Origin of the sequence: Mycolicibacterium chitae (genome assembly GCF_900637205.1) — a bacterium.
Lineage (GTDB): Bacteria > Actinomycetota > Actinomycetes > Mycobacteriales > Mycobacteriaceae > Mycobacterium > Mycobacterium chitae.
The window spans coordinates 1,268,612-1,291,405 of record NZ_LR134355.1 but is presented as its reverse complement, the minus strand read 5'-3'; the positions used below and the strand labels follow the sequence as shown (position 1 = coordinate 1,291,405).

Genomic DNA, 22,794 nt, shown 5'->3' with positions numbered 1-22,794 from the left:
CGTAGAACCCCGTTAGCCTAAGCGCTTTAGTAGCCTGGGCTCAAGCGCTTGACCAAACGGGCCGGAACGGAGGACGCCGTGACACTCGAACCCACTCCCCCGCTGCCCTGCGAGATGTCGAGATGACGGCCGTTGCCGCCCGGGTGGGGCTGCTCGGTGTCTCCCACGCGGCCACGGACTTCTACCAGGGCAGCGTCGCAGTCCTGGTCCCGGTCCTGGTGCTGCAGGCCGGTTTCAGTGCGGTGGCGGCCACCACGGTCGTGCTGGCCGCCACCCTGGGCTCCGCAGTGGCCCAGCCGGTCTTCGGCGTGCTGGCCGACCGATTCCAGACCTTCTGGCTGTTGCCCGCCAGCATGCTGCTGGCCGCCGCGGGGATCGGCGTGCTCGGACTGACCACTTCGTACAACTGGACGCTGATGGCCGCCGGCGCCTCGGGGCTCGGAGTGGCGGCCTACCATCCGATCGCCGCAATGCTGGCGCGCCAGGTCGGCGGCGGCACCGCGCGCTCGATGAGCTGGTTTATCGCGGGCGGGAACATCGGGCTGGCACTGGCTCCGGCCATTGCGGCGCCGATCCTGCTGGCCTTCGGCCCCCGCGCATCGCCACTGCTGGCCGCGCCGGGCATTCTCGGCGGGCTCGCCGTGATCGCGTTGCGTCGCTGGTTGCTGACCGGTCCGGGAACTCCGAGCGCGACAGCGCCGGCGGACGTTGCCGAAAACACCGACGACTGGCGTAGTTTCGGTTGGCTGGCGGCGATCGCGGTGCTGCGGTCGGGCGCCTACTTCGGCATCTCGACGGTCGTCGGTCTGTTGGTCGTGGTCGAACTCGGGCGGAGTCAGAGCGCGGCCGCGGCCGCGCTCGGTGTGTTCCTCACCGTGGGCGTGGTCGCCACCCTGGCGGGCGGTGTGATTGCCGACCGGTGGCGTCGAGTCACCTGCCTCCGAATGGGTTTCGCCATCATCGTGCCGGGCCTGATCCTGCTTGCGCTGGCACCGAATGTGCCGGTCGCCTTCGCCGGCGCCGTGGTCGCCGGGATCGGCGTCTTCCTCCCGTTCTCGGTGCAGACCACCCTCGGCCATGAGTATCTGCCGCAGCACATCGGCACCGCATCCGGGGTCACGATCGGCCTGTCGGTATCGGCGGGTGGTGCGATTGCGCCGCTGCTCGGATTCATCGTCGAGAGCCACGGCGCGCGCCACGCGATGCTCGCCCTCGCGGTCCTGCCCGTGCTGGCGCTGGTGGTCAGCCTGCGGCTGCGGGAAGGGCACGTCGGCGGCGCCCCTCCCGCGCTGGTGGCTCACGCGCGGGCCGTGGCACCGCCCAGGTAGAGATCGGCGAGCTTCGGGTCGGCCAGCAATTCAGCTGCGGGCCCGTTGATGTGGACCCGCCCGAGGTCCAAGACGCAACCGAGGTCGGCGGTCTGCAGGGCCCGGCGCGCGTTCTGTTCGACGAGCAGTACCGCGGTGCCGGCATCGCGCATGCGGACCACCTGCTCGAAGACCGTCGTCGTGGTTTTGGGGTCCAATCCCATCGAGGGCTCGTCGAGCAGCACCACCTTGGGCGTGACCATCAGGGAGCGCGCGAACTCCACCTGCTTCTGCTGGCCGCCGGACAGCAGACCGGCGAGCTGGCTCCAGCGCTCACCGACGATCGGAAAGAGATTCTGCACGTACTCGATCCGCTCCGCGATCACCGCGGGATCCTTGATGGAGAACGCACCGAGGCGCACGTTCTCCTCGACCGTCATCTCCCGAAAGACGCTATGTCCCTGAAGAACATGGGACAGACCGGACCGGAGCATGGTCTGCGGATCGCAGCCCGCCACCTCTTTGCCATCCACCCGGATGGCACCCGAGCGGGGCTTGAGCATCCCGCTGGCCACCTTGAGCACCGTCGACTTGCCGGCACCGTTGGGCCCCACCAGGCACACGATCTTTCCCGCCGGCACCCGCACGGTCAGCCCGCGCAGCACCATCGCCGCCCGGCCGTAGCCGGCCTGGATGTTGTCGAGTTCGAGCAGGTAATCAGATGCCAAGGTAGGCCTCCAGGACTCGTGGGTCGGCTTGTACCTCTTGCGGGGTACCGGTGGCGATAGGTTGTCCGCGGTCGAACACGATGACGTGGTCGCTCAGCGTCATCACCAGATCCATGTTGTGCTCGACGATCAGGAAGGTCTTGCCCTCCTTGTTCAGCTCGGAGATCAACGTCATGATGCGTTCGATCAGTGCGGGGTTCACCCCGCCCGCGGGCTCGTCGAGCATGATCGTCTCCGGATCGCTCATGAGCACGCCGGCCAGTTCCAGCAGCTTCTGCTGCCCGTACGAGATATTGCGCGCCTCAGCGTGTTCCAGATGATCGATGCCGACGCGGTGCAGCAGGCCCCGGGCGCGCTCCACCACGTCCTTGGCCTTGGAACTGCGCATCATGGCGACGGTCGACCCGCTGACCCCGACCAGCATGTTCTCCAGCACGGTCATCTGCGGAAAGGTCCGGCACAGCTGGAAGCTGCGGCCGATCCCGGTCCCGGCGACCCGGTCTGCGGTCCGGCCGGTGATGTCCTTGCCCCGATAGGACACGGTTCCGGAGTCCGGCTGGATCATCCCGGTGACGCAGTTGAAGAACGTGGTCTTGCCGGATCCGTTGGGCCCGATCAGCGCGTTGATCAGGCCGTGCCGGAACTTCACGGTGGCGGTGTCGACCGCCGTCACTCCGCCGAAGCGTTTGGTCAGCTCGGTCGTCGAAAGGTTCTGCACTTCCGTGGTCGTCATCGCGATACTCCGTTCACCATGGGTTCCAGCTCTGCTTCCGCGGTCGACTTGCGCTGCGCCTCCAGCAGGTCCTCGGCCGTCTGCTCGCGAATCGAGGTCTCGCCCCGACGTAGGTAGCGGTTCACCAGGTCGCGCAGGCCCGGAATGATGCCGTCCGGCATGAACAGCACCACCAGGACCAGCAGCACACCGGTCGCGGTGAGGTGAATCTGGGTGTCGCCGTAGTTCAGCTTGAAGTACTCGAGGGCGAAGCCCACCAGAATCGCACCGAGCAGCGGGCCGAACAGGCTGCGAATGCCCCCGACGAGCGCCATCAGCACCATGTAGGCACCCAGCAGGATGGAGAACTGGAACACCGGGTCCAGATCACCGAACCACAGCGCGTAGAACCCGCCGGCGGCCGCGGTGAAGGCCGCCGACAGCACGAACGCGATCAGCTTGTACTCGGTGGTGGGCACGCCGAGAGCGCGCGCCTTGTCCTCGTCCTCACGAATGGCCTTGAGCCGCATGCCAAACCGCGACCGGTCGATGAGCCACCACACCAGCAGGGCGACCGCCAGCAGGCCCAGGTACAGGTAGTAGAACCGCAGATGGTGTTCGGGGCGCAGCAGGCCCGGGAACGGCCGCGGCACTTCCATGCCCGAGGATCCGCCGGTCACCGCACTCCAACTCTGGGCCACCAGCAGCACGATCAGCACGAACGCGATGGTGGCGATGACGAATGATGCGCCGCGCAGGCGCAACCCGGCCACACCCACGGGTATGGCGATGAGCGACACGAGCACCACCGCGACGCCGACGGCCAGGAAGCTGGACATGCCGAGGCGGTTGATGAGTAGCCCCGTGCCGTAGGCGCCCAGCCCGAAGTAGGCCGCGTGCCCGAACGAGATGTATCCGGTGAACCCGCCCATGAAGTTCCACCCGGTCGCGCAGACCGCGTAGTTGAGGATCACGACGGCGGCGGCCAGCAGATAGGCATTACCGAGGGTGTGCGGGACGCTCAGGGCCACGACCACCAGGGCGGCCAGGCCCAGGATCTTCAGCGTTGGAACGGCTTTCGTGAGCTGCGTCGTGGCGTTGTCAGAATCGCTGTGCAAGACGACCTCCAAAGAAGCCCTGCGGCCGGAACAGCAGGGTGGCGAAGAGTGCTACGTAGAAGACGGTCTGAGCCCACGTGGCACCCATCGGGATCTGAAGCATGCTGGTCGCGATGCCGAGAACCATCGCGGCGATCGCGGCGCCGGGGATCGAACCGAGCCCACCGACCACGATGATGGCCATCAGCGGACCGATCCAGTACCAGTGCAACGACGGGAAGATGGTGGCGTCCAACGCCAACGCGGTGCCACCCACGGCCGCGGTCGCCAGGCCCAGGCCGAAGCCGAAGCTTGCCACCCGGTCGGTGTTGATCCCCACCAGCCGGGCTGCCTCCGGGTGCTGGATGGTCGCGCGCAGCGAGCGCCCGAAGGAACTCTTCATCAACACGATGTACAGCGCGCCCAGTCCGGCGGCCGCCAGCAGGAACGCCACCATCTTGACCACCGGGATCGATGCGCCGAAGAAGTCGATCTGAGCTGACCCGTAGCCGAGGTTGATCCGCCGCTGCACGCCGGTGAAGACGAAGCCGAGTAGGCCCTCGATGATCAGCGCGAAGGCCAGCGTCAGCAGGCAGGACATCATGGTCAGCGTGGCCGGCCGCAACCGGGTGAGCAGGGTACGTTGCATGACCACGCCGAGGCCGAAGAACACCGGAACCGTCAGCGCCAGCGAGAACAACGGGTCGAGTCCGGTCGTGGTGGTGAAGAACCAGGCCATGTAGGCGGCCAACACCAGGAATGCCGCGTGCGCGAGCATCACCACGCGCATCACGCCGAAGTACAACGTCAATCCCGACGCGAGCAGCGCGTATTGACCACCCAGTAGGACACCGAGGATGAGGGTCTGGAAGATTACCGCCGAGTCCACGCCTCACCAACCCGGCTTCGGAACGATGATCTCGGATTCCGCGGCGGCTTCGGGAAGCACGATCTTGGCTTCACCGTCCTGCCACTGCAGCACCATGCTGGCACCCTTGGGCCGGCCGTCCTCGTCCCACGCCAACGGGCCGACGACGGTGGGCACCTCGGCGGTGCGCAGGTAGTCGATCAATTGCTGTTGACACTCACCCTGTTCGGCGCATCCCACATTCTCGACGGCGGCCTGCACGACCTGCCCCGTGGCGAAAGCCGCGGCCTCGTCCTCGTTGGGTTTGTGGTTGTACTTGGCCTCGTAGGCGGCCACGAACTCGGCGTTGGTCGGGACGTTCGCATCCGCGGAGTACGACGTCGGGGCCAGGATGCCCGCGGTCCGCGCACCGAGTGCGCTGGCGAACTCGGGGTGGGTGGGCGCGGTGGTGAACCCGGCGATCTTGGGTTGGTAGTCCAACTGTTGTAGCGCGATGATCAGGTTGACGGCGTCCTGATAGGCCGCGCCGCCGATCACGACGTCGGCCCGGGTGGGCGCGATCTTGGCTGCGAGCGTAGAGAAGTCGATCTGGTTGGGCGGATACTCCTCGTCGACGACGATCTTGATGCCGCCCGCGGCAAGCCGGTCGCGGACACCGTGCGCGGTGGCCTTCGGGAACGGATCATCCATGGTGGCGACGGCCGCGGTCTTGGGCCGCTGATCCTCCGGCATGGCCAGGATGTAGTCGACGAGGAAGTCAAAGCTGTTGTCGGCCACCGCCGGTCCGGAGTAGAAGAGATTGTCGAAGCCCTGCTCGAAGACCTCGGCGGCGTTGCCCGCAGGCTCGACGAACAACATGCCGTACTCCTGGGCGACGCGGGCCGCCGGGATGACCAGGCGACTCGAGTAGGGACCGAAGATCAGGTCGGCCTGGTCCTGGGCGATAAGCGCCTCGTAGTCCGCGACGACCGCCTCAGCCTGCGACTTGTCGTCGAGGATCTTCAGTTTGACCTGACGACCCAGTAGGCCACCGCCGGCGTTGACCGTGTCGGCCCACACTTGGTACCCACGTTCCACCCCCTTGCCGGGTTCGGCGAAGTCGCCCGTCAGAGGTATCGAGATTCCGACCAGGATCGTGTCGTCGTCAGCGCCACCACCACCGGCGCCGCAACCCACGGCACCCAGCATCAGGGCGGACGCCACCGCGGCAATTTTCAAGCTCTTTCGTACCGTCATATTGCGCACTCCTCGTGACTGCCTGAGCGCTACTAAAGCGCTTCACCTGAACACCCTGCACTGAACTCTAGGGGGAACGCAAGAGGAACGAGTGAATTTACCCACAGTTGACAAAAGCGCTTTAGTATTGGAGCCGAACGAACCCGCCATGTACCCTCTCCGCGCCCATCAGCAGTGTGGCGCGGACCCTTGGCGTGCGCAACGCGAATCAGTGAAACAGGCCCCCGCCGTCGCAGACGATGCTCTGCCCCGTGATCATCCGAGCATCCGGACCGGCCAAGAAGGCCACCAGTCCGGCGAAATCGTCAGGGGTGACGAAATCCTGAATCACCTGTGCCGACATGGTCTTTCGAAAGACATCATCGTCAGAATGCGCACGGGTGCCAGGGGTGTCCACCTGCGCGGGGATCACCGCGTTGACGCAGATCCGGTGTTCACCGAACTCGCGAGCCATGACACGGGTCATGCCCATCAGCGCGCCCTTGCTCGCCACGTAGCCGACCAGGCCGGCGCCCCCGGTGAAGAACGTTCGCGACGCGACGTTGATGATCCGACCACGGTGCGCGCTGTCCCGCAAGTGCGGGAAGGCGGCCTGCACGACGAGTAGTGCCCCCACCGCGTTGACGCTGAAGTACCGGTGCAACTCCTGCGGCGTCGCTTCGAGCAAACTTGCACGGCCCGAGAGCAGTCCGGCGTTGTTGACCACGACGTCGACACCACCGAACCGATCCGCCACCTCGGCTATCGAGGCGCTCACCGAGTCGGGATCGGCCACGTCGCACTCCAGGTACACGATCGCACCGGCATCCCCCGGCGGAGGCGCGACGTCAAGCCCGACGACCGTCGCTCCCTCCGCCGACATTCGTCGCGCGATGCCCTCCCCCAGGCCGGCGGCGGCACCGGTGACCACGACGACACGGCCGGCGAGACGGCCATCGGACAGGCGGATATCTGACTGATCGGATCGGGGCATGTTGGGACTGTCTCATGGCGAGGCCACGCTCGCGTCCAGTATCAGACTACGAAATCGCGTAGACGACAGTGGAAACCGGGCGTCCACCAAATTGCGCGCCGACGGTTGCAGCTTCATCCTCAGGCGCAACCCTGGCTGCAATCTCGCCGCGGGTCACGGCAAGCTGCGCGCCACCAACCACACCGCGGCGTCGGGCGGCAGTACCCGTTCCACCCCGGGCTCCGAGGCCAACGCCACCTCGGTTCCCTCGGGCAGTTCCACCTCGGACGCACCGGTGTTGACCCAGCACTGCGCCTCGCCGCGAGCGAAGCCGAGCACGCCCTCGGAGCTCGCCAGCCACCGCACCTCGCCGGCGCCCACCCAGAGCCGAGGCCGCAACCCCAGCGCGGCGCGATACAGGTTCAGGATCGACTCCCGATCCCGCTCCTGGGCGGCCACCGTGTGCGCACCCCAGTGCTCGGGTTGCGGCAGCCAGGTCCCGGCGGATCCGGGAGGCGAAAACCCATAAGGTGCTTGCGATCCCGACCAGGGTAGCGGGATGCGGCAACCATCGCGACCGACATCGGTACATCCCGACTGCAGCCACGTCGGGTCCTGACGCACCTCGGCGGGCAAATCCTCGACCTCCTCGAGCCCGAGTTCCTCGCCCTGGTAGACGTAGGCGGTGCCGGGCAGCGACAACTGCAGCAGCGCGCACGCCCGCGCGCGCCGGCGACCCAGCGCGTGATCGGCGGACTCCTCGGACCAGCGCGCCCGCTCCCATTCGGACTCCACCATGCCGTCGGGCTGCGCCCGGGCGTAGCGCGTCACGGTGCGCGGCACGTCGTGGTTGGACAGCACCCAGGTCGGGGGCGCGCCCACGGATGCCGCCCCGGCAATCGCGTCGTCGATGACCTCGCGCAGCTTCGCCGCCCGCCAGGGTGCGCGCAGGAAGTCGAACTGGAAGGCCGTGTGCAGTTCGTCGGGGCGCAGGTAGCGCGCCAACCGCTCGTTGCCGGGCACCCATGCCTCGGCGATGAAGATCCGTTGCGGCTCATACCGATCGGCCACGGCGCGCTAACCGCGGTAGATGTCGTGCACCCCGTCCTGATCGAACGCGGGGTGCGGAGTGTCCGCCCCACCACGGTCCGGCAGTCCCGGCGCCTTCACCAGGCCGTGCGCCACGTCGATGCGGAAGCCGTCGACCCCGAGGTCGAACCAGAACGCCAGGACGTCTTCGAACTCCGCCCGCACCTCGGGGTGATCCCAGTTCAGGTCGGGCTGTCCGGGCGCGAACAGGTGCAGATACCACCAGCCGTCGGCAGTGCGCGTCCACGCCGGGCCGCCGAAGATGCTCTGCCAGTCATTCGGTGGCGACGCCGCCCGGCCGGACCGGAACAGGTAGCGCTCGCGGGCGCCGGGTTCGCCGCGCAGGGCCGCCTGGAACCACGGGTGCTGGTCCGAGGTGTGGTTGGGCACGATGTCCAGCAACACCCGGATACCTGCGGCGTGGGCCTCCTCGATGAACCGACCGGCCTGCACCAAAGTGCCGTAGGCAGGGTCGATGTCGCGATAGTCGGCCACGTCGTACCCCGCATCGGCCATCGGCGACGGGTACCACGGGTTGATCCACACGGCGTCGACGCCCAGCCGGCGCAGGTACGGCAACCGGGACCGCAGACCGGTGATGTCGCCGATGCCGTCCCCGTCACCGTCGGCGAAGCTACGGATGTAGACCTGGTAGACGACCGCGGTCTCCCACCACTGCACCAACTCAGCGCCCCACGCGGCGCAGCGCATCCGGCGTCAGATCGGCCAGCGTCGGATACCCGTCGACCGCCATGATCAGATCCGCCTCGGCGAGCATGGAGCGCAGCACGTGCACAATCCCGTCGACGCCGCCGAGCGCCAGGCCGTAGGCGTACGGCCGGCCGATGCCGACGGCGCGGGCCCCCAGCGCCAGGGCCTTGATGACGTCGGCGCCCGAGCGGACCCCCGAGTCGAACAGCACGGGCAGCTCGCCGGCGGCGGCCACCACCTCCGGCAGGCAGTCGATGGCGGGTATCCCGCCGTTGGCCTGCCGCCCGCCGTGGTTGGAACAGTAGATGCCGTCCACACCGAAATCCGCTGCGCGCCGGGCATCGTCGGGATGACAGATGCCCTTGAGGATCAGCGGCAGCTTGGTCAGCGAACGCAGCCACGTCAGGTCATCCCAGGTCAGTGACTTGCCGAAGACGCTGGCGAAGTACATCACGGCATCGCGCGGGTCGGCGCCCTCGGCCAGGCCGGCCTTCTCCCGGAACACCGGGTCGCTGGTGTAGTTCGCCAGGCACTTGCCGCGCAGCTGCGGGAAGTTCGCGGTGCTCAGGTCGCGCGGGCGCCAACCCGGGATCCAGGTGTCCAGGGTGACGACGATGCCGTCGTATCCGGCGGCCTCGGCGCGGCGCACGAGACTCTCGGCGATGTCCTTGTCGTTGGGACAGTAGAGTTGGAAAAACCCTGGCGTGTCACCGAATTGCGGGACGATGTCCTCCAACGGGTCCTCCATCAGCGTGGAGGCGACCATCGGCACGCCGGTGGCCGCGGCGGCCCGGGCGGTGGCCAGGTCCCCGTGACCGTCCTGGGCGCACAACGCGATGACCCCGATCGGGGCCAGGAAAATCGGTGCGGGCCAGCGCTTCCCCCACAACTCGACCGAGAGATCGCGCTCGGTGGCACCGACCAGCATCCGAGGCATCAGGCCCCAGTTCCGGAACGCGGTGACGTTGCCGTCCTGGGTGTGTTCGTCCCCGGCTCCCCCGGCGACGTAGGACCACACCGACGGCGGCAGCGCCTGCCGGGCGCGTTCCTCCAGTTCGGCATACGACATCGGCAAGGAGGGCAACACGCCGGTCAGGCCCTGGAAGTAGATCTCGTACTGGTAGTTGCCCCACGGGTTCACGCTGCGCACCTTCCTCTCGGGCCCCGCCACATCGCGTCCAGGCGCAACCGCACGTCGGCGAGGTGGTCGGCCTCACGGTTCGGCGGGCACGGCATGCCCCACGATATCGGCTGCGGCGCCATCCGGCAGGTAGCCGTGCGGCCGAGCCGATAAAACGCTCTGATCAGCACGGGCCAGGGCCGAGACACCACGAGCGCGAGCCGCAGCGCACCACAACCGCCGAACTCGACATGGTCCGAATCCCAGATCGATTGGACCTCGAGGTGTACAGTGGCGGTCAGTGCCAGACAATTTCGGCACGACACGCCGATTCGGCGACCTTCACGCAGTTGTGGCGCGGTGCACACGCTCTCGGTACCCCGCATGCGTGACCCCTGACGCTAGGAAACACGATGGACTCGACGAACCTTTTTTCACACCCCAACAAGCCGACAGTCGCACCGCGAAACACCAGTCAGCACAACGATGTTGCCGCCCTGGTGTTCTCGGACCGACCGCGGCGCGACAACTCCGAGGACAAGGGCGCCTCCGCGCCGGCCTCCTGACCGACCAAGACCGCTTGCCCGACAATCCATTCGGCGGGTAGGGGCTCAGGTGAAGTCGCGGGCCACCTCGGCGACCCGCCGTAGCTGGTCCACATCGGAACTCGTCGGGATCAGGTGCACCTCGTCGGTGCCCACCGCGGCGAACTCCCGCAGCACCGCGGCCAATTGGTCCTCATCGCCGGACCATCCCGTCGTCGGGGCCATCGCCTCGACGTAGTCGGCGGGGATCCAGTTCATGTAGCGCAGCAGATGCGCCCTGACCTGCTCGCGCGCCGACTCGGCGGGGCCCAGGGCGAACCAGAACGACGTCGCCAGGTGCGGCGCCGGTTTACCCTGCTGGGCCCAGGCCTGACGCGCGACGTCGAACAGCTCGTTCTGCTTGCCGACATCAAGATCCAGCGTGGTACCGGCCAACCCGTCGGCCCAGGCGGCGGCGCTGCGCAGGGTCTTCTCCCCGATGGTGCCCACCAGCAGACGCGGACCGCCGCGCTGCACCGGCGGCGGTCCCACCGGCAGCACCGAGTCGCTGAGCGCCTCGCCGGCCCACACCCGTCGCATGATCTCCACGCGCTCCGCCATGCCGCGGATGGTCTGCGTCTTCGGGTCCGCGCCGACCGCCCGGTAGTCCTCGTGCCGGCCGCCGACCCCGAGCCCCACCGTCAGCCGCCCGTCGGAGATCAGGTCCCCGGTGGCCAACGCCTTGGCGCACAGCACCGGGTCGTGCAGTTGCGGGACGATCACGGTGGTGACCAGCTCGACCCGGTCGGTCCAGGCCGCCAGGGCGCCCAGCAGCGTCAGGCTGTCCGGGTTGTCGAACGCGATGCGCTCCCCCCAGCACAGCGACGAGAACGGTCCCTCGTCGACCATCTCCGCCCACGTCCGCAGGGTCGTGGAGTCCAGATCCGGCTCCATGACCGGCATCGTCATCCCTACCCGCATGACGGCGATTGTGGCACGGCCGTGCGCCACCGGATCGTCAGGCCTCAGGCCACCGGATCGTCAGGCCTCAGGCCACCGGATCTTTGTGTGCCCGAATCGGGTCGGTACTTGCGGGCGGTGCGAACAGGCTGCCCCGCAGGCTGCCGCCGGTGGTGCGGATCGCCACCAGCACCCAGGTGGCCAGCAGACCGACGTAGGCCGCGACCGCCGCCACCTCGAACGCCGGCAGCGCGGTGTGCTCGGCCAGCTGCGTGGTCCCGGTGACGAACGTGCCGACCGGGAAGGTCAGACTCCACCAGGTCAACGCGAACGGCATGCCGCGGCGCAGGGTGCGCACCGTCAACGCGGTCGCCAACGCGATCCACAACACCGCGAAACCCCACACCGGAACGCCGAAAAGGACGCCGAAAACGCGCATCCCACTGGCGATCTCGGGGGCGACGGCGCTGCCGGCATAGGTCCCCAGCAGCCCGGCCACCGTGATGGACTGCCCCAGCGGACCCAGCACGATCCACAGTGTGGGCACCCGCGCGGTACCCGAGGTGCCGTACAGGGCCAGCCGGGTCCAGATCATCGTGATGATGATCAGCGAGGCCACCAGCGACAGCCCGAACATCGCGTAGCAGCCGTACAGCATCGTCTCGCGCCCGGTGCCCGGCGCCATGTGCGGGAGCAGCAGGGCGCCGCCGGCGGCCGACACCATCGGCGGGACGACGGGCATCAACCACCCGCCGAACGCCGCGTCGGGTTCGACGCTGTGCTGGGTGAACATCAGGAACGGGATGCTGACGGCGGTGAACAACCCGCCCAGGGTGCCAGCGGTCCACAGCACCCAGGCCAGGTCGACGGCGACGCGTTCGCCGATCAGGTCCTTGCCCACCAGCAGCGCGCCGGTGCCGACGGTGACCAGCGCCATCGGTGCGGCGCCGTAGAAGTGCGCCATCTGCGGGTTGCGGGCATGTCCGCGCACCACCCGGGGATTCCACAGCCAGTGCCCGCCGACGACGAGCACCAACACCGCCAGCATGATCAGGGCGATCACCCAGACCCCCTCGGTGAACCCGCGCACGCCGGGCACCTGCAGCGGCAGGGTGGCGCCGGCGATGGCCACGATGCCCGTCCCCATCACCGCGGCGAACCAGTTGGGGCCGATACTTCCGAGGACCTCGACCCGCTTCCGCGGTGCGGGGACCTCGCTCGGCGCTGCGGCATCGCTCACGCCATGACCCTAACTGGGGGTTAACCCCCACCAGGATCTCTGGATAACGCCGTGTTGCGCGGGGCCTCGACTACCTAGGTTTAGACCCATGGCAGTCGCAACCGACGTTCTCCCGGCCCCGCCGCGCGCCCGGCACCTCGGCGTGGTGCCCACCGCCTCGATGGTGACCAACGCCGTCATCGCCGTGCTGTGGGCCTGGATCCCGTTGGCCCTCATGGTCGCCGCCGTGTCCTCGATCCCCTCGCTGATCGGCACGGCGATCGCCGTCGTGGTGTTCGTCTACCTGATCCGCGGGGTCAACGCCCTCGAGCGGGGCCGCTCCGAGGCGGTGTTCGGCATGGGCATTCCCACTCCGGCGCGGGAGCTGACCCATCGCGACGGGTTCCTGGGCTGGCTGCACCAACTGTGGCTGGACCTCAGCAGCACCCGGTTCTGGAAGGGTTTCTCCCACCACTACCTGCGGATGCTCTACGACTTCCTGGTGACCGTCATCGCGCTGGTCCTGTTGGCCTTCGCCTTCGTGGGGCCCGCCGCGGGCATCGCGGTGCAGGGCAGCGACGCCGCGGCCGGCGTGCGGTTCCTGCCGGTGTGGCTAACGTGGGTGCTGGCGATCACCGCGCTGGCGGCCGCGATCGCGATCCTGATCTTCGCACCGGCCGTGGACGCTCGGATCGACCGCTGGCTGCTGGCCCCGTCGGACACCGCGGCCCTGCGCAACCAGGTCAGCGCGCTCGCCGACGCCCGCCGAGGTGCGGTGTCCTCGGCGCACACCGAGCGGCACCGCATCGAACGCGACCTGCACGACAGCGTGCAACCGCGGTTGGTGTCGTTGGCCATGACCATCGGGCTGGCCCAGACCAAGCTGGATTCGGATCCGGGCGCGGCCAAGACGCTGATCGACGAGGCGCACGGCGACGCCAAGCAGGCCCTTGCCGAACTGCGCAACGTGGTGCGCGGGATCGCCCCGACCATATTGTCGGACCGCGGACTGGATGCGGCCCTGTCCGCCGTGGTGCAGCGCAGCGAAACCTCCGGCATCCCAACGTCTCTGGACGTGCACCTGCCGCACCGGCTGCCCGACGAGGTCGAGGCCGTGGCGTACTTCCTGGTCGCAGAGGCGCTGACGAATGTCGCCAAACACGCCGCGGCCACTCGCGCGGTCGTGACCGTGCGGGTCGACGAGACCGCCCAGCAGTTGCACGTGTCGGTGTTCGACGACGGCCGCGGCGGTGCCCAGATCTCCGCGGGTCCCGACAGCACGGGGCTGCGCGGGCTGGCCGAACGGGTCCGCGCCGCCGGCGGCACGCTGTCGGTGTCGAGTCCGGTCACCGGTCCCACCATCGTGAGCGCGGTGCTGCCATGCGCATCGTGATCGCCGAGGACTCCGCCCTGTTGCGGGCCGGCCTGGAACGCATCCTGATCGACGCCGGCCACGACGTGGTCGCAGGCGTGCCCGACGCGACCGAACTGCTGCGGGTGGTCAACGACCTCGCACCGGACCTGGCCATCGTGGACGTCCGCATGCCGCCGACCTTCACCGACGAGGGCATCCGCGCGGCGGCCCTGCTGCGCAGCCAGAACCCGGACTCGGCGGTGCTGGTGCTCTCGCACTACGTCGAGGAGCGCTACGCGGCCGAGTTGATCACCGCCGACACCCGCGGTTTCGGCTATCTGCTCAAGGACCGGGTCGCCGACATCCCGGCCTTCCTCGACGCGGTGGCCACCGTCGGCGGCGGCGGCACCGTGCTGGACCCCGAGGTCGTCGCGCAGATCCTGGTCCGCTCGCAGGGGCGCAACGCGCTGGACAGCCTCACCGACCGGGAACGCGAGGTCCTGCAACTGATGGCCGAGGGCAAGACCAACTCGGCGATCGCGACCATCCTGTCGATCTCGACCGGTTCCGCCGAGAAGCACATCGCCTCGATCTTCACCAAGTTCGACCTCGCCCCCGACCAGAGCGAGAACCGCCGCATCCTCGCGGTGCTGCGCTACCTGGACACCTGACCGGAGGAAGTCATGACCGCAACGCACACTCCGCCCTCCACGGGCGAGCGCAGAACCATCCGCGTCGTCATCGTCACCGCCGCGGTGGTGCTGGGCCTGGCCCTGGTCGCGGGCCTGACGGCCGTCGCGGTGGGGGTGGGCAGCACCCGCATCGTCGCCGATGCCCAGCCGCTGCCCGCCGACCTGCGGGTGCTCAACATCGACGCCGGCGAAGTGCCGATCGCGGTCCGGATCCTCACCGACGACGACGCCACCGAACCGCGCGCCGAGATGCGATTCATCAGCACGGCCGGAAACCGGCATGCCCTGGACATCACCTCCCAGGCCGATAGCGCGCGGGTGACGGTCCGGGGCCAGACCCCCGACTGGTTCCGGTGGGCGCGGGCCGGGGAGGTGCGAATCGTGCTGCCGCCCGGCCTCGCCCGCGGCCTGACGCTGATCTCCACCCAGCGCTACGGCGCCCTGATGGTCGACACCGACCTGGACCGACTGGAGGCGCGCATCGACAACGGCGCGGTGGCCCTGCGCGGCGCCGCCCGCACCGTCGAGATCCACAACCAGCGCGGCGCCATCCACAGCCGCGCGCCGATCGAGGTCCGGGATTCCTTCTCCGCCACCGGCATCGAGGGCAAGATCAGCGTGGACTTCCAGGACCCGCCGCCGCCGCGTATCCGGGCCACCCTCGACCGCGGCTCGGTGGAACTCGGGCTCGACGGCGACGGGCCGTTCCTGGTGAATGCCAGCACCGGCGACACCGAGGGCCGCACCGTGGTGCGGGTGCCGCGCACCTCCGATCCCGGCGAGGCCGTCTCGGAGATCACCGCGCGGGCCGGGGCCGGCAGCGTGGTCGTCGACCGAACCTGAGAAAGTGTTTGATGGCTCACACCAGCGGTCATCCATGCAGTCATGAACGAGGAACCGACCACCGAGAAGGTCGAGGTCACCGACTCGGCCAAGAAGGAAGCCAAGCGCATGGTCAGCGCTTACGAGGACCGGCCCACGGCCGTCCTGCCCGGGTCGGATAACACCGTCACCGGCACCGCCATCAACGAATGGCTAGACGACGACGGCAACCCCAAGTACGGCCAGGACGACGCCAAGGGGCGCGAAGGTCAATCGGCGCGCTGATGCCCGCGCTGGGTCTCCTGGCGTCGATAATCGTCCGCGAGTGAGCCGACGTGTTCGGGCAGCGCGCCGCCGGCCACGTCGGCGAGACTGGTCTGCTCGAGCACCGAGCGCATGCTGGCCCGCAGCGCGCGCCACACGTCGGTCAGCGCGGCCGTCGGTCCGGAGTACGGCAGGTCCCCCAGTCCGATGTCCCGGACGCTGGCCAGCGGGCCGTCGATGCAGCGCAGCACGTCGGCAATGCTGATCTGATCGGCGGGTCGGCCCAGTTCGTACCCGCCGTCGCGACCGCGGTGGCTACGCACCAGCCGGTCGGTCCGCAGGGCGCTGAGGATATCGACCAGAAATTGCGGCGGGATGCCCTGCGCCTTGGCCAGGTCGTCGGTGGTGGTCAGCTCACCGGCGGCGACGGTGGCCAACTGCACCATGGCCCGCACGCCGTACTCCGCCTTGGCCGACATCCGCATCAGTCGGATTCTGCCATTCGGGCGCGGTCAGTCCGGGATGGCCGCGCTGTCCGGGACCACCACCGCGAACAGATCGGCGATCGCGGCCAGGCTCGCGGCGTGCACGGCCGCGGCCGGCACCTCGGTCTCTCCCACCCCGGGCAGCGCCCGGGTCGCGGTGGCCGCCGCGACCACCGTGGGCGCGTAGCCGAGGTTGAACGCGCCGCGCGCGGTCGAGTTGACGCACATGTGGGTCATGAATCCAGCCAGCACCAGGTTGTTCGCGTCGAGCCCCTTGAGTCGTTCGTCGAGGTCGGTCCCGACGAACGAGTTCGGGTAGTTCTTCACCACCACGGCCTCGCCCTCCCGCGGTGCGACGCTGTCGACGATGGCGCCGATCTCCTCCCGCACGTCATACGGGGAGCCCGGTCCGGCGTCGTGCTGGATGTGGATCACCGGGATGCCGGCGGTGCGCGCCCGGTCCAGCAGGATCGCGGCCTCCAGCAGGGCGGGCTGGACACCCTCGAGTTCCATCACGCCGCGGGTGTAGGTGTTCTGGAGGTCGATCATGATCAACGCGGACGACGCCAGACCTTGCGGCTCGGCGGGAAGTCCGGTCAGGTTGCGCAGGGTGGGATGCTCGGCCATGAGACCAAGCTACCGCCCGACACAAGTTGAGCGCGCGATCCGTTGACACCCGTCGTACCACCGATACGATCCCCTCGATGGCAAGCGACGACGGCTGGACCGCTTTCGTGGACGGCCTTCGCGCGGCGGGCGATTCGCTGAGCACCGCCACCGCGGGCCTCGACGCGGCCGAACGCGCCGCCGGGCAGCGGGCGCTGGTGCGCGCGGCCAACAACCTGCTGGGCCGCCTCGAGACCGACCGGGACCGTCCGGACCTGGCGCCGTTCAACGGGTGGCGGCAGAAGTTCTTCATGGACAATCCGGACTACCGCTACTGGATCACCGACATCCGCGACGACCGTCGCTACCGGATCATCGGCAACGTCGGCGCCTCGGTGTATCAGTCCATCACGGTGTACAGCGGCACCGGCGTCGCCGACGCAGCGTCGGTGCTGCGCCTCGACAGCGACGACCTGAACATCGGTGCGGGCGGCGACTTCTCCGTACCGCTGGGTGACCTTCCGCCGGGCTCGTCGTCGGTGTGGGTGCGCTACGCGCACGAGCGCACCGATCCGCGGGATCCGGGCTGGTGCCGCATCGAGGCGCTCGGCACCGTCGACGCGGCGCCACCCGCCGATCTCGACCGTTCGCTGAGCCGGCTCGGGGCGGTGATCGCCAACGTACCGAAGGTATTCGAGTTCTCCACCGCGGAGGACGCCAAGTCCCCCAACACCGTCCGGCACTGGTCGGCGATGGCCGGCGGCGCGGCGTTCACCGAACCCGGGATCCACTACCTGCGGGGCGCCTGGGAACTCGGCGACGGCGAGGCGCTGGTGCTCGAGGGGGTGCCGCCGCCGTGTCGGCATTGGAACATCGTGCTCTACAACCGATTCCTGAACTCGCTGGACTACCGGCACCGCACCGTGTCGGTCACGGGCGCGACGGCCGCCCTGACCGACGGCGCGTTCCGGTTCGTCCTCGCCGCAAGCGATCCCGGCGTCCGCGGGTACGACTGGCTGGACACCGAGGGGCTACCCTTCGGGCTGTTCGTGCTGCGGTTCTTGCACGCGGCGGCCGAACCGGACCTGCCGGCGGTGCGGCGAATCCCGTTGGCGGAGCTGCGATGAGCTGGGAGCCGCCGGCCCGCAGCGCGGTCGCGCGGCAGATCTACGCCGAGGCCGAACAGGACCGCGCCGAGAATCCGCACCGCTACCGCTTCGATGCCGAACAGGTGGCGCAGCGCGCCACCCGCCGCGGCGAGTTCTCCCCCGACGAGTTCGCCGACGGCTGGGCCCCTGCCCTCGAAGCCTTTCTGGATTCCGCCGAACGCGATGGGCGGCTCAACGCGGTGGGGGTCCGGATGGCCCTGCAGTCGGCCACCGGCCGGCTGACCGCCGGCGCACGAATCACCCGGTGCCGGAGCCAGATTCCCGCGGTGGAACTGGCCCCGCCGATCGTCATCATCGGCGGCTGGCGCACCGGCACCACCTTCCTGTTCCGCCTGCTGGGCACCGATACTCGGTTGCACGCGCCGCTGCCGGCCGAACTTGTCTCGCCGTGGCTGTTCACCACCCCCGACGCCCCGCCGCCCGGCGAGGTCAGCGCGACGGCCAGTCAGTTGCTGCACACCCTGAATCCCGACATGGCCGTGGTGCACCTGTCTGGCCCGGCACTGCCCGAGGAGTGCGTGCTGGGCATGGGCACCGACCTGCGCAACTGGGGTTTCACCTCGATGATGCGCTTGCCGTCCTACGCCGAATGGCTTGCCGCCGAGGACCTCACCGGCACCTACGCCCGATACCGGCAGGGCCTGGAACTGCTCGCCCACCGCGACGACCGCCGCTTCGTGCTCAAGGCCCCGGCCCACACCGCCGAACTCGACCACCTGATCGAGGCCTTCCCCGGTGCGGTGGTGGTGCAGATCCACCGCGACATCGTGTCGACCCTGACCTCGGGGGCCAGCCTGTTCGCGGTGTACCGCAGCACCTACAGCGACGACGTCGACCCGGTCGAGGTGGGCCGGCAGCAGGTGGCGCAGAGCGAACTGTGGCTGCGGCGCGCGGTCGAGGCTCGCCGCACGACCGCGACCGGCGCGGCGACCTTCGTCGACCTCGACTACGACGAGCTGATCGCCGAGCCCGCCCGCGCGGTCGCCAAAGTGTATGCGGCCGCGGGCATGTCAGCGCCGGACGATATCGACGGGTTCATCGACGGCTACCACCGGGCGCACCCGAGGAACGCCGGTGGGCATCGCTACACTCCCGAGCAGTTCGGCATCGACCCCGACGAGGTGCGACAGCGCTTCGCCTTCCTCGACGAGATCACCGACGCGCGTTGAGGTTCAGCCCGCCGCGGTGACCGCCAGCACGGCCGCGGCGTGTTCGGGGCGGCAGATGATCAGATCCGGCAGCTTGGCGTCGGACTGGTTGTAGCGCAGCGGCGAGCCGTCGATGCGCGAGGTGTGCAGACCGGCCGCGCGGGCCACCGCGACCGGCGCCGCGGAGTCCCATTCGTACTGGCCGCCGGCGTGCACGTACACATCGGAGCGCCCCTGCACCACGGAGGCCACCTTGGCGCCCGCGGAACCCATCTCGACCAGGACGCCGCCGAGTGCGTCGCGCACCGACAGGGCGATCGCCGGCGGGCGGGTGCGCGACACCACGACGCGCAACGTGTCCGGGGCCGCCGGCACCGGGGGCGGAGTCGGGGTGGCCAGCGTGATCCCTTGGGCGGGCAGGGCCACCGCACCGGCGACCAGTTCGCCGTCTTCCCAGAGCGCGACGTGCACGGCCCAGTCGTCGCGGCCCAGTTCGGAGAACTCCCGGGTGCCGTCGAGCGGGTCGACGATCCACAGCCGCCGGGCCGTCAACCGCTCCGGATTGTCGATGCCCTCCTCGGAGAGCACCGCGTCTTCGGGTCGGGCCGCGGCGAGTTGTTCGGCGAGGAAGTCGTGGGACCGCTTGTCGCCGGCGGCCTTTCGCTCCTCGGGCGTCGCATCCGCCAGTTCCTCGCGGACCGCCAACAACAACTCACCGGCGCGGGTCGCCAGGTCGGCGGCCAGCTGGTGATCAGCCACGGTCGGCGTCGAGCAGGTCGATGACCCGCTGGGCCAACTCGTCGCACGGCTCCTCCGGAGTGAGGCGCAGGTCCGGATTCTTGGGCCGCTGATAGGGGCTGTCGATGCCGGTGAAGTGGGTGATCTCGCCCGCGCGGGCCTTGGCGTAGAGACCCTTGGGGTCGCGGGCCTCACAGTCGGCCAGCGGCGTGTCGACGAAGATCTCGTAGAAGTCGGTGCCGTGGTCGGTGTGCACCTTGCGCGCCAACTCCCGGTGCTCCTCGAGCGGGCTGATGGCGGGCACCAGCACCGTCAGGCCGGCATCGGCCATCAGCGTGGCGATGTGGGCGAGCCGGCGCAGGTTCTCGGCGCGGTCGGCCATCGAGAAACCGAGATCGGCGTTGAGTCCGTGTCGCAGGTTGTCGCCGTCGAGAACGTATGCGGGGCAGTTGTTCTCGACCAGCTTCTGCTCCACCAGGACCGCGATCGAGGACTTACCCGAGCCCGAGAGTCCGGTGAACCACAGCGTGCGACCCCGGGTCAGCCGCTGCCCGGCCTCGACCAGCGACTGGTGCCGCACGGTGTTGGGCGAGGCGGTGCGGGTGGCCACCGGTGCGGTGTCGCGGACCATGCCCGCGGCGACGGTGACGTTGGTGTCTGGGTCGATCAGGATGAACGATCCCGTCGTCCCGTTGCGCACGTACTCGTCGAGCAGCAGCGGGGCCTGCGAACGCAGCGTGACCCGGCCCAGTTCGTTGAGCTTGAGCGCGGTGGCCGACTTGTCCCGGTGCAGGGTGTTGACGTCCAGGCGGTAGTCCAGGGCGCCCACCCGCACCCGCGTGGTGCGAGTGGTGTGCTTGATGACGTAGTCGCGGCCGGGTTCCAACGCCGAATCGTCGGCCATCCAACACACCATGGCGTCGAATTCCTGACTGGCCACCGGCTGGTTGTTGGGCCGCGCGATCAGGTCCCCGCGGCTGATGTCGATGTCGTCGGCCAGGCTGACCGACACCGCCATCGGTGGGAACGCCTCCTCGACCGGACCGGTGGGACCGTGAATCACGGTGATGGTGCTGGTTTTTCCGCTGGGCAGCACCACGACCTCGTCACCGGGGCGCATCACGCCGCTGGCCACCGTGCCGGCATAGCTGCGGTGATCGGCGTGCTCGTGGGTCTGCGGGCGGATCACGTACTGCACCGGGAAGCGGACGTCGACCAGGTTGCGGTCACCGGCGATGTAGACGTCCTCGAGGTGGCTCAGCAGCGCCGGACCGTCGTACCACGGGGTCTTGTCGGACTTGGTGACCACGTTGTCGCCGTTGAGCGCGGAGAGCGGAATGGTGGTGACGTCGTGGATGTCCAGCCGCGCGGCGAACGCGTGGAACTCCTCGCGGATCGCCTCGAAACGCGCCTGGTCCCAATCGATCAGGTCCATCTTGTTGACCGCCAGCACAATGTGCTGCACACCGAGCAGCGACGCCAGGAACGCGTGCCGGCGGGACTGCTCGAGCAGGCCGTGGCGGGCGTCGACGAGGACGATCGCCAGTTGCGCGGTCGAGGTGCCCGTCACCATGTTGCGGGTGTACTGCAGATGCCCCGGGGTGTCGGCGATGATGAATTTCCGCTTGGCCGTGGCGAAGTAGCGGTAGGCGACATCGATGGTGATGCCCTGCTCCCGCTCGGCGCGCAGCCCGTCGGTCACCAACGCCAGGTCGGTGTAGTCGTGCCCGCGTTCGTGGGAGGTGCGCTCGACGGCGGCGAGCTGATCCTCCATGACGGCCTTGGAGTCGAACAGCAGCCGGCCGATCAGGGTGGACTTGCCGTCGTCGACCGAACCGGCGGTCGCGATCCGCAGCAGTGTGGTGTTGGCGCTCATCAGAAGTAGCCCTCCCGCTTGCGGTCTTCCATGCCGGCCTCGGAGATCCGGTCGTCGGCACGCGTGGCGCCGCGCTCGGTCAGCCGCGACAGCGCGGTCTCGGCGATCACCTGCTCGACGGTCTCGGCGGTGGATTCCACGCAACCGGTGCAGGTGACGTCGCCGACGGTGCGGAAGCGCACCGAGGTCTCGAACACCTCTTCGCCGTCGCGGGGCTGCATGTACTCGTGCACCGCGAGCAGCATCCCGTCGCGCTGGAACACCGGGCGGGTGTGGGCGTAGTAGATGGCCGGCAGCGTGATGTTCTCCGCGCCGATGTAGGCCCAGATGTCGTATTCGGTCCAGTTCGACAGCGGGAAGACCCGGATGTGCTCACCCTTGCGGTGCCGACCGTTGTACAGGTTCCACAGCTCGGGGCGCTGCGCCTTGGGGTCCCACTGCCCGAACTCGTCGCGGAAACTGAACACCCGCTCCTTAGCCCGGGCCTTCTCCTCGTCGCGGCGCGCCCCACCGAAGGCCGCGTCGAACCGGTTCTCCCGGATGCCGCGCAGCAGCGTGACCGTCTGCAGCGGGTTGCGCGAGGGACCGTTGTCCACCACGCGACCGGCGTCGATGTCCTCCTGCACGCTGGCCACCACCAGCCGCAACCCGTGCTGGGCCACCAGCGCGTCGCGGGTGGAGATCACCTCGTCGAAGTTGTGCCCCGTGTCGACGTGCATCACCGGGAACGGCACCCGACCGGGCGCGAAGGCCTTGATCGCCAGGTGCAGCATGACGATGGAATCCTTGCCGCCGGAGAACAGCAGCACCGGCCGCTCGAACTCGGCGGCCACCTCCCGGATGATGTGCATCGCCTCGGCCTCGAGGGCCCGGAGATGGCTCAGTTCGTACTGTCCCGCGGTCGGCTGGGTCGCCGTTGGAGCGCTCATGCATTCCTCGTAAAGTTGGTAGATCTGACCAAGATTATCGTTATTGGCAAGAATGCTGCCAGTCCGCGGTCCGTCGCGTCAAGATTTCCAGGTAGATGGGCCGCATAAGTAGCCGGCGGGCTGCCACCGCCGCTGGGGTCACCGCGACTGTGCGGATTCATACGCCGCAGCGGCGTGTCCCGTATGAA

General features: G+C 68.8%; 22 protein-coding genes and 1 pseudogene. 8 read left to right on the top strand and 15 right to left on the bottom strand.

Translation table 11 applies throughout. The annotated features are described in order from the left end of the window. The first annotated feature begins 122 nt into the window (after window positions 1–122). Window positions 123–1,328: an MFS transporter gene (locus EL338_RS06255; protein WP_126332936.1), complete on the top strand. Its 1,206-nt coding sequence runs from the start codon at window positions 123–125 to the stop codon at window positions 1,326–1,328. Here EL338_RS06255 and EL338_RS06250 read toward each other — a convergent pair. The 8 genes and pseudogenes from EL338_RS06250 to EL338_RS06215 all read right to left on the bottom strand — a co-directional run bounded on the left by EL338_RS06250 (window position 1,298) and on the right by EL338_RS06215 (window position 9,841). Then, a complete protein-coding gene (locus EL338_RS06250) occupies window positions 1,298–2,035 on the bottom strand; it encodes an ABC transporter ATP-binding protein (RefSeq protein WP_197721920.1) in 738 nt (245 codons plus the stop codon). The genes EL338_RS06255 and EL338_RS06250 overlap by 31 nt on opposite strands. Next, the gene (locus tag EL338_RS06245) at window positions 2,025–2,768 is read right to left on the bottom strand and encodes an ABC transporter ATP-binding protein (RefSeq protein ID WP_126332935.1); all 744 of its coding nucleotides are present in this window, start codon (window positions 2,766–2,768) and stop codon (window positions 2,025–2,027) included. The genes EL338_RS06250 and EL338_RS06245 overlap by 11 nt, the downstream gene beginning before the upstream one ends. After that, entirely contained in the window at window positions 2,765–3,865 is a 1,101-nt protein-coding gene (locus EL338_RS06240; RefSeq protein WP_197721919.1) for a branched-chain amino acid ABC transporter permease, read from the bottom strand. The genes EL338_RS06245 and EL338_RS06240 overlap by 4 nt, the downstream gene beginning before the upstream one ends. After that, window positions 3,849–4,733 carry a branched-chain amino acid ABC transporter permease gene (locus EL338_RS06235; protein ID WP_126332934.1) on the bottom strand — a complete coding sequence of 295 codons (885 nt, stop codon included), beginning with the start codon at window positions 4,731–4,733 and terminating at the stop codon, window positions 3,849–3,851. The genes EL338_RS06240 and EL338_RS06235 overlap by 17 nt, the downstream gene beginning before the upstream one ends. Before the next feature lie 3 nt (window positions 4,734–4,736). After that, window positions 4,737–5,915 carry an amino acid ABC transporter substrate-binding protein gene (locus tag EL338_RS06230; RefSeq protein WP_197721918.1) on the bottom strand — a complete coding sequence of 393 codons (1,179 nt, stop codon included), beginning with the start codon at window positions 5,913–5,915 and terminating at the stop codon, window positions 4,737–4,739. 241 nt (window positions 5,916–6,156) lie between these two features. Then, a complete protein-coding gene (locus tag EL338_RS06225; protein WP_126332932.1) occupies window positions 6,157–6,921 on the bottom strand; it encodes an SDR family NAD(P)-dependent oxidoreductase in 765 nt (254 codons plus the stop codon). A 153-nt stretch (window positions 6,922–7,074) separates the two neighbouring features. Continuing rightward, window positions 7,075–8,700 (bottom strand): annotated as a pseudogene (locus EL338_RS06220) (glycoside hydrolase family 13 protein). After that, window positions 8,675–9,841, bottom strand: a complete 1,167-nt coding sequence (locus EL338_RS06215) for a lactate 2-monooxygenase (protein WP_126332931.1) — start codon at window positions 9,839–9,841, stop codon at window positions 8,675–8,677. The pseudogene EL338_RS06220 and the gene EL338_RS06215 overlap by 26 nt, the downstream one beginning before the upstream one ends. Before the next feature lie 392 nt (window positions 9,842–10,233). On the opposite strand from EL338_RS06215, the gene EL338_RS26130 reads away from it, so the two are divergent. Continuing rightward, window positions 10,234–10,386: a hypothetical protein gene (locus EL338_RS26130; RefSeq protein ID WP_170217428.1), complete on the top strand. Its 153-nt coding sequence runs from the start codon at window positions 10,234–10,236 to the stop codon at window positions 10,384–10,386. Window positions 10,387–10,431: 45 nt separating this feature from the next. Here EL338_RS26130 and EL338_RS06210 read toward each other — a convergent pair whose 3' ends face one another. Both EL338_RS06210 and EL338_RS06205 read right to left on the bottom strand, forming a co-directional pair. Continuing rightward, window positions 10,432–11,313: an LLM class flavin-dependent oxidoreductase gene (locus EL338_RS06210; protein ID WP_126336704.1), complete on the bottom strand. Its 882-nt coding sequence runs from the start codon at window positions 11,311–11,313 to the stop codon at window positions 10,432–10,434. A 79-nt stretch (window positions 11,314–11,392) separates the two neighbouring features. Then, window positions 11,393–12,451 carry a TDT family transporter gene (locus tag EL338_RS06205; protein ID WP_235666477.1) on the bottom strand — a complete coding sequence of 353 codons (1,059 nt, stop codon included), beginning with the start codon at window positions 12,449–12,451 and terminating at the stop codon, window positions 11,393–11,395. A 181-nt stretch (window positions 12,452–12,632) separates the two neighbouring features. Here EL338_RS06205 and EL338_RS06200 point away from each other — a divergent pair, with 181 nt between their 5' ends. Genes EL338_RS06200 through EL338_RS06185 form a run of 4 tightly spaced genes read left to right on the top strand, consistent with a single transcriptional unit; the run spans window position 12,633 to window position 15,676 of the window. After that, window positions 12,633–13,916 carry a sensor histidine kinase gene (locus EL338_RS06200; RefSeq protein WP_163792046.1) on the top strand — a complete coding sequence of 428 codons (1,284 nt, stop codon included), beginning with the start codon at window positions 12,633–12,635 and terminating at the stop codon, window positions 13,914–13,916. Beyond that, window positions 13,904–14,548 carry a response regulator transcription factor gene (locus tag EL338_RS06195; protein WP_126332929.1) on the top strand — a complete coding sequence of 215 codons (645 nt, stop codon included), beginning with the start codon at window positions 13,904–13,906 and terminating at the stop codon, window positions 14,546–14,548. The genes EL338_RS06200 and EL338_RS06195 overlap by 13 nt, the downstream gene beginning before the upstream one ends. 12 nt (window positions 14,549–14,560) lie before the next feature. Next, window positions 14,561–15,412: a DUF4097 family beta strand repeat-containing protein gene (locus tag EL338_RS06190; protein ID WP_126332928.1), complete on the top strand. Its 852-nt coding sequence runs from the start codon at window positions 14,561–14,563 to the stop codon at window positions 15,410–15,412. 42 nt (window positions 15,413–15,454) lie between these two features. After that, window positions 15,455–15,676, top strand: a complete 222-nt coding sequence (locus tag EL338_RS06185) for a hypothetical protein (RefSeq protein ID WP_126332927.1) — start codon at window positions 15,455–15,457, stop codon at window positions 15,674–15,676. Here EL338_RS06185 and EL338_RS06180 read toward each other — a convergent pair. Beyond that, entirely contained in the window at window positions 15,661–16,140 is a 480-nt protein-coding gene (locus EL338_RS06180; protein ID WP_126332926.1) for an Rrf2 family transcriptional regulator, read from the bottom strand. The genes EL338_RS06185 and EL338_RS06180 overlap by 16 nt on opposite strands. Window positions 16,141–16,167: 27 nt before the next feature. Next, entirely contained in the window at window positions 16,168–16,767 is a 600-nt protein-coding gene (locus EL338_RS06175; RefSeq protein WP_126332925.1) for a cysteine hydrolase family protein, read from the bottom strand. A 77-nt stretch (window positions 16,768–16,844) separates the two neighbouring features. Here EL338_RS06175 and EL338_RS06170 point away from each other — a divergent pair, with 77 nt between their 5' ends. Both EL338_RS06170 and EL338_RS06165 read left to right on the top strand, forming a co-directional pair. Continuing rightward, window positions 16,845–17,873: a hypothetical protein gene (locus EL338_RS06170; protein WP_126332924.1), complete on the top strand. Its 1,029-nt coding sequence runs from the start codon at window positions 16,845–16,847 to the stop codon at window positions 17,871–17,873. Continuing rightward, on the top strand, window positions 17,870–19,084 hold the full coding sequence (locus tag EL338_RS06165; RefSeq protein ID WP_126332923.1) for a sulfotransferase family protein: 1,215 nt from the start codon (window positions 17,870–17,872) through the stop codon (window positions 19,082–19,084). Before EL338_RS06170 ends, EL338_RS06165 begins: the two co-directional genes overlap by 4 nt. A gap of 3 nt (window positions 19,085–19,087) precedes the next feature. Here the strand turns inward: EL338_RS06165 and EL338_RS06160 are convergent, their stop codons facing one another. Genes EL338_RS06160 through cysD form a run of 3 tightly spaced genes read right to left on the bottom strand, consistent with a single transcriptional unit; the run spans window position 19,088 to window position 22,606 of the window. Beyond that, a complete protein-coding gene (locus EL338_RS06160; protein ID WP_126332922.1) occupies window positions 19,088–19,822 on the bottom strand; it encodes a 3'(2'),5'-bisphosphate nucleotidase CysQ in 735 nt (244 codons plus the stop codon). Further along, entirely contained in the window at window positions 19,815–21,677 is a 1,863-nt protein-coding gene (gene cysN / locus EL338_RS06155; RefSeq protein ID WP_126332921.1) for a sulfate adenylyltransferase subunit CysN, read from the bottom strand. Before cysN ends, EL338_RS06160 begins: the two co-directional genes overlap by 8 nt. Further along, window positions 21,677–22,606: a sulfate adenylyltransferase subunit CysD gene (gene cysD / locus EL338_RS06150; RefSeq protein ID WP_126332920.1), complete on the bottom strand. Its 930-nt coding sequence runs from the start codon at window positions 22,604–22,606 to the stop codon at window positions 21,677–21,679. The genes cysN and cysD overlap by 1 nt, the downstream gene beginning before the upstream one ends. Window positions 22,607–22,794: the final 188 nt, after the last annotated feature.

Coding starts and splice junctions, on each gene's coding strand:
- EL338_RS06200 (WP_163792046.1), top strand. CDS start 12,633: ATGGCAGTCGCAACCGACGTTCTCCCGGCCCCGCCGCGCGCCCGGCAC.
- EL338_RS06175 (WP_126332925.1), bottom strand. CDS start 16,767: ATGGCCGAGCATCCCACCCTGCGCAACCTGACCGGACTTCCCGCCGAG.
- EL338_RS06205 (WP_235666477.1), bottom strand. CDS start 12,451: ATGGGGACGGGCATCGTGGCCATCGCCGGCGCCACCCTGCCGCTGCAG.
- cysD (WP_126332920.1), bottom strand. CDS start 22,606: ATGAGCGCTCCAACGGCGACCCAGCCGACCGCGGGACAGTACGAACTG.
- EL338_RS06245 (WP_126332935.1), bottom strand. CDS start 2,768: ATGACGACCACGGAAGTGCAGAACCTTTCGACGACCGAGCTGACCAAA.
- EL338_RS26130 (WP_170217428.1), top strand. CDS start 10,234: ATGGACTCGACGAACCTTTTTTCACACCCCAACAAGCCGACAGTCGCA.
- cysN (WP_126332921.1), bottom strand. CDS start 21,677: ATGAGCGCCAACACCACACTGCTGCGGATCGCGACCGCCGGTTCGGTC.
- EL338_RS06185 (WP_126332927.1), top strand. CDS start 15,455: ATGAACGAGGAACCGACCACCGAGAAGGTCGAGGTCACCGACTCGGCC.
- EL338_RS06190 (WP_126332928.1), top strand. CDS start 14,561: ATGACCGCAACGCACACTCCGCCCTCCACGGGCGAGCGCAGAACCATC.
- EL338_RS06195 (WP_126332929.1), top strand. CDS start 13,904: ATGCGCATCGTGATCGCCGAGGACTCCGCCCTGTTGCGGGCCGGCCTG.
- EL338_RS06170 (WP_126332924.1), top strand. CDS start 16,845: ATGGCAAGCGACGACGGCTGGACCGCTTTCGTGGACGGCCTTCGCGCG.
- EL338_RS06210 (WP_126336704.1), bottom strand. CDS start 11,313: ATGACGATGCCGGTCATGGAGCCGGATCTGGACTCCACGACCCTGCGG.
- EL338_RS06180 (WP_126332926.1), bottom strand. CDS start 16,140: ATGCGGATGTCGGCCAAGGCGGAGTACGGCGTGCGGGCCATGGTGCAG.
- EL338_RS06255 (WP_126332936.1), top strand. CDS start 123: ATGACGGCCGTTGCCGCCCGGGTGGGGCTGCTCGGTGTCTCCCACGCG.
- EL338_RS06165 (WP_126332923.1), top strand. CDS start 17,870: ATGAGCTGGGAGCCGCCGGCCCGCAGCGCGGTCGCGCGGCAGATCTAC.
- EL338_RS06225 (WP_126332932.1), bottom strand. CDS start 6,921: ATGCCCCGATCCGATCAGTCAGATATCCGCCTGTCCGATGGCCGTCTC.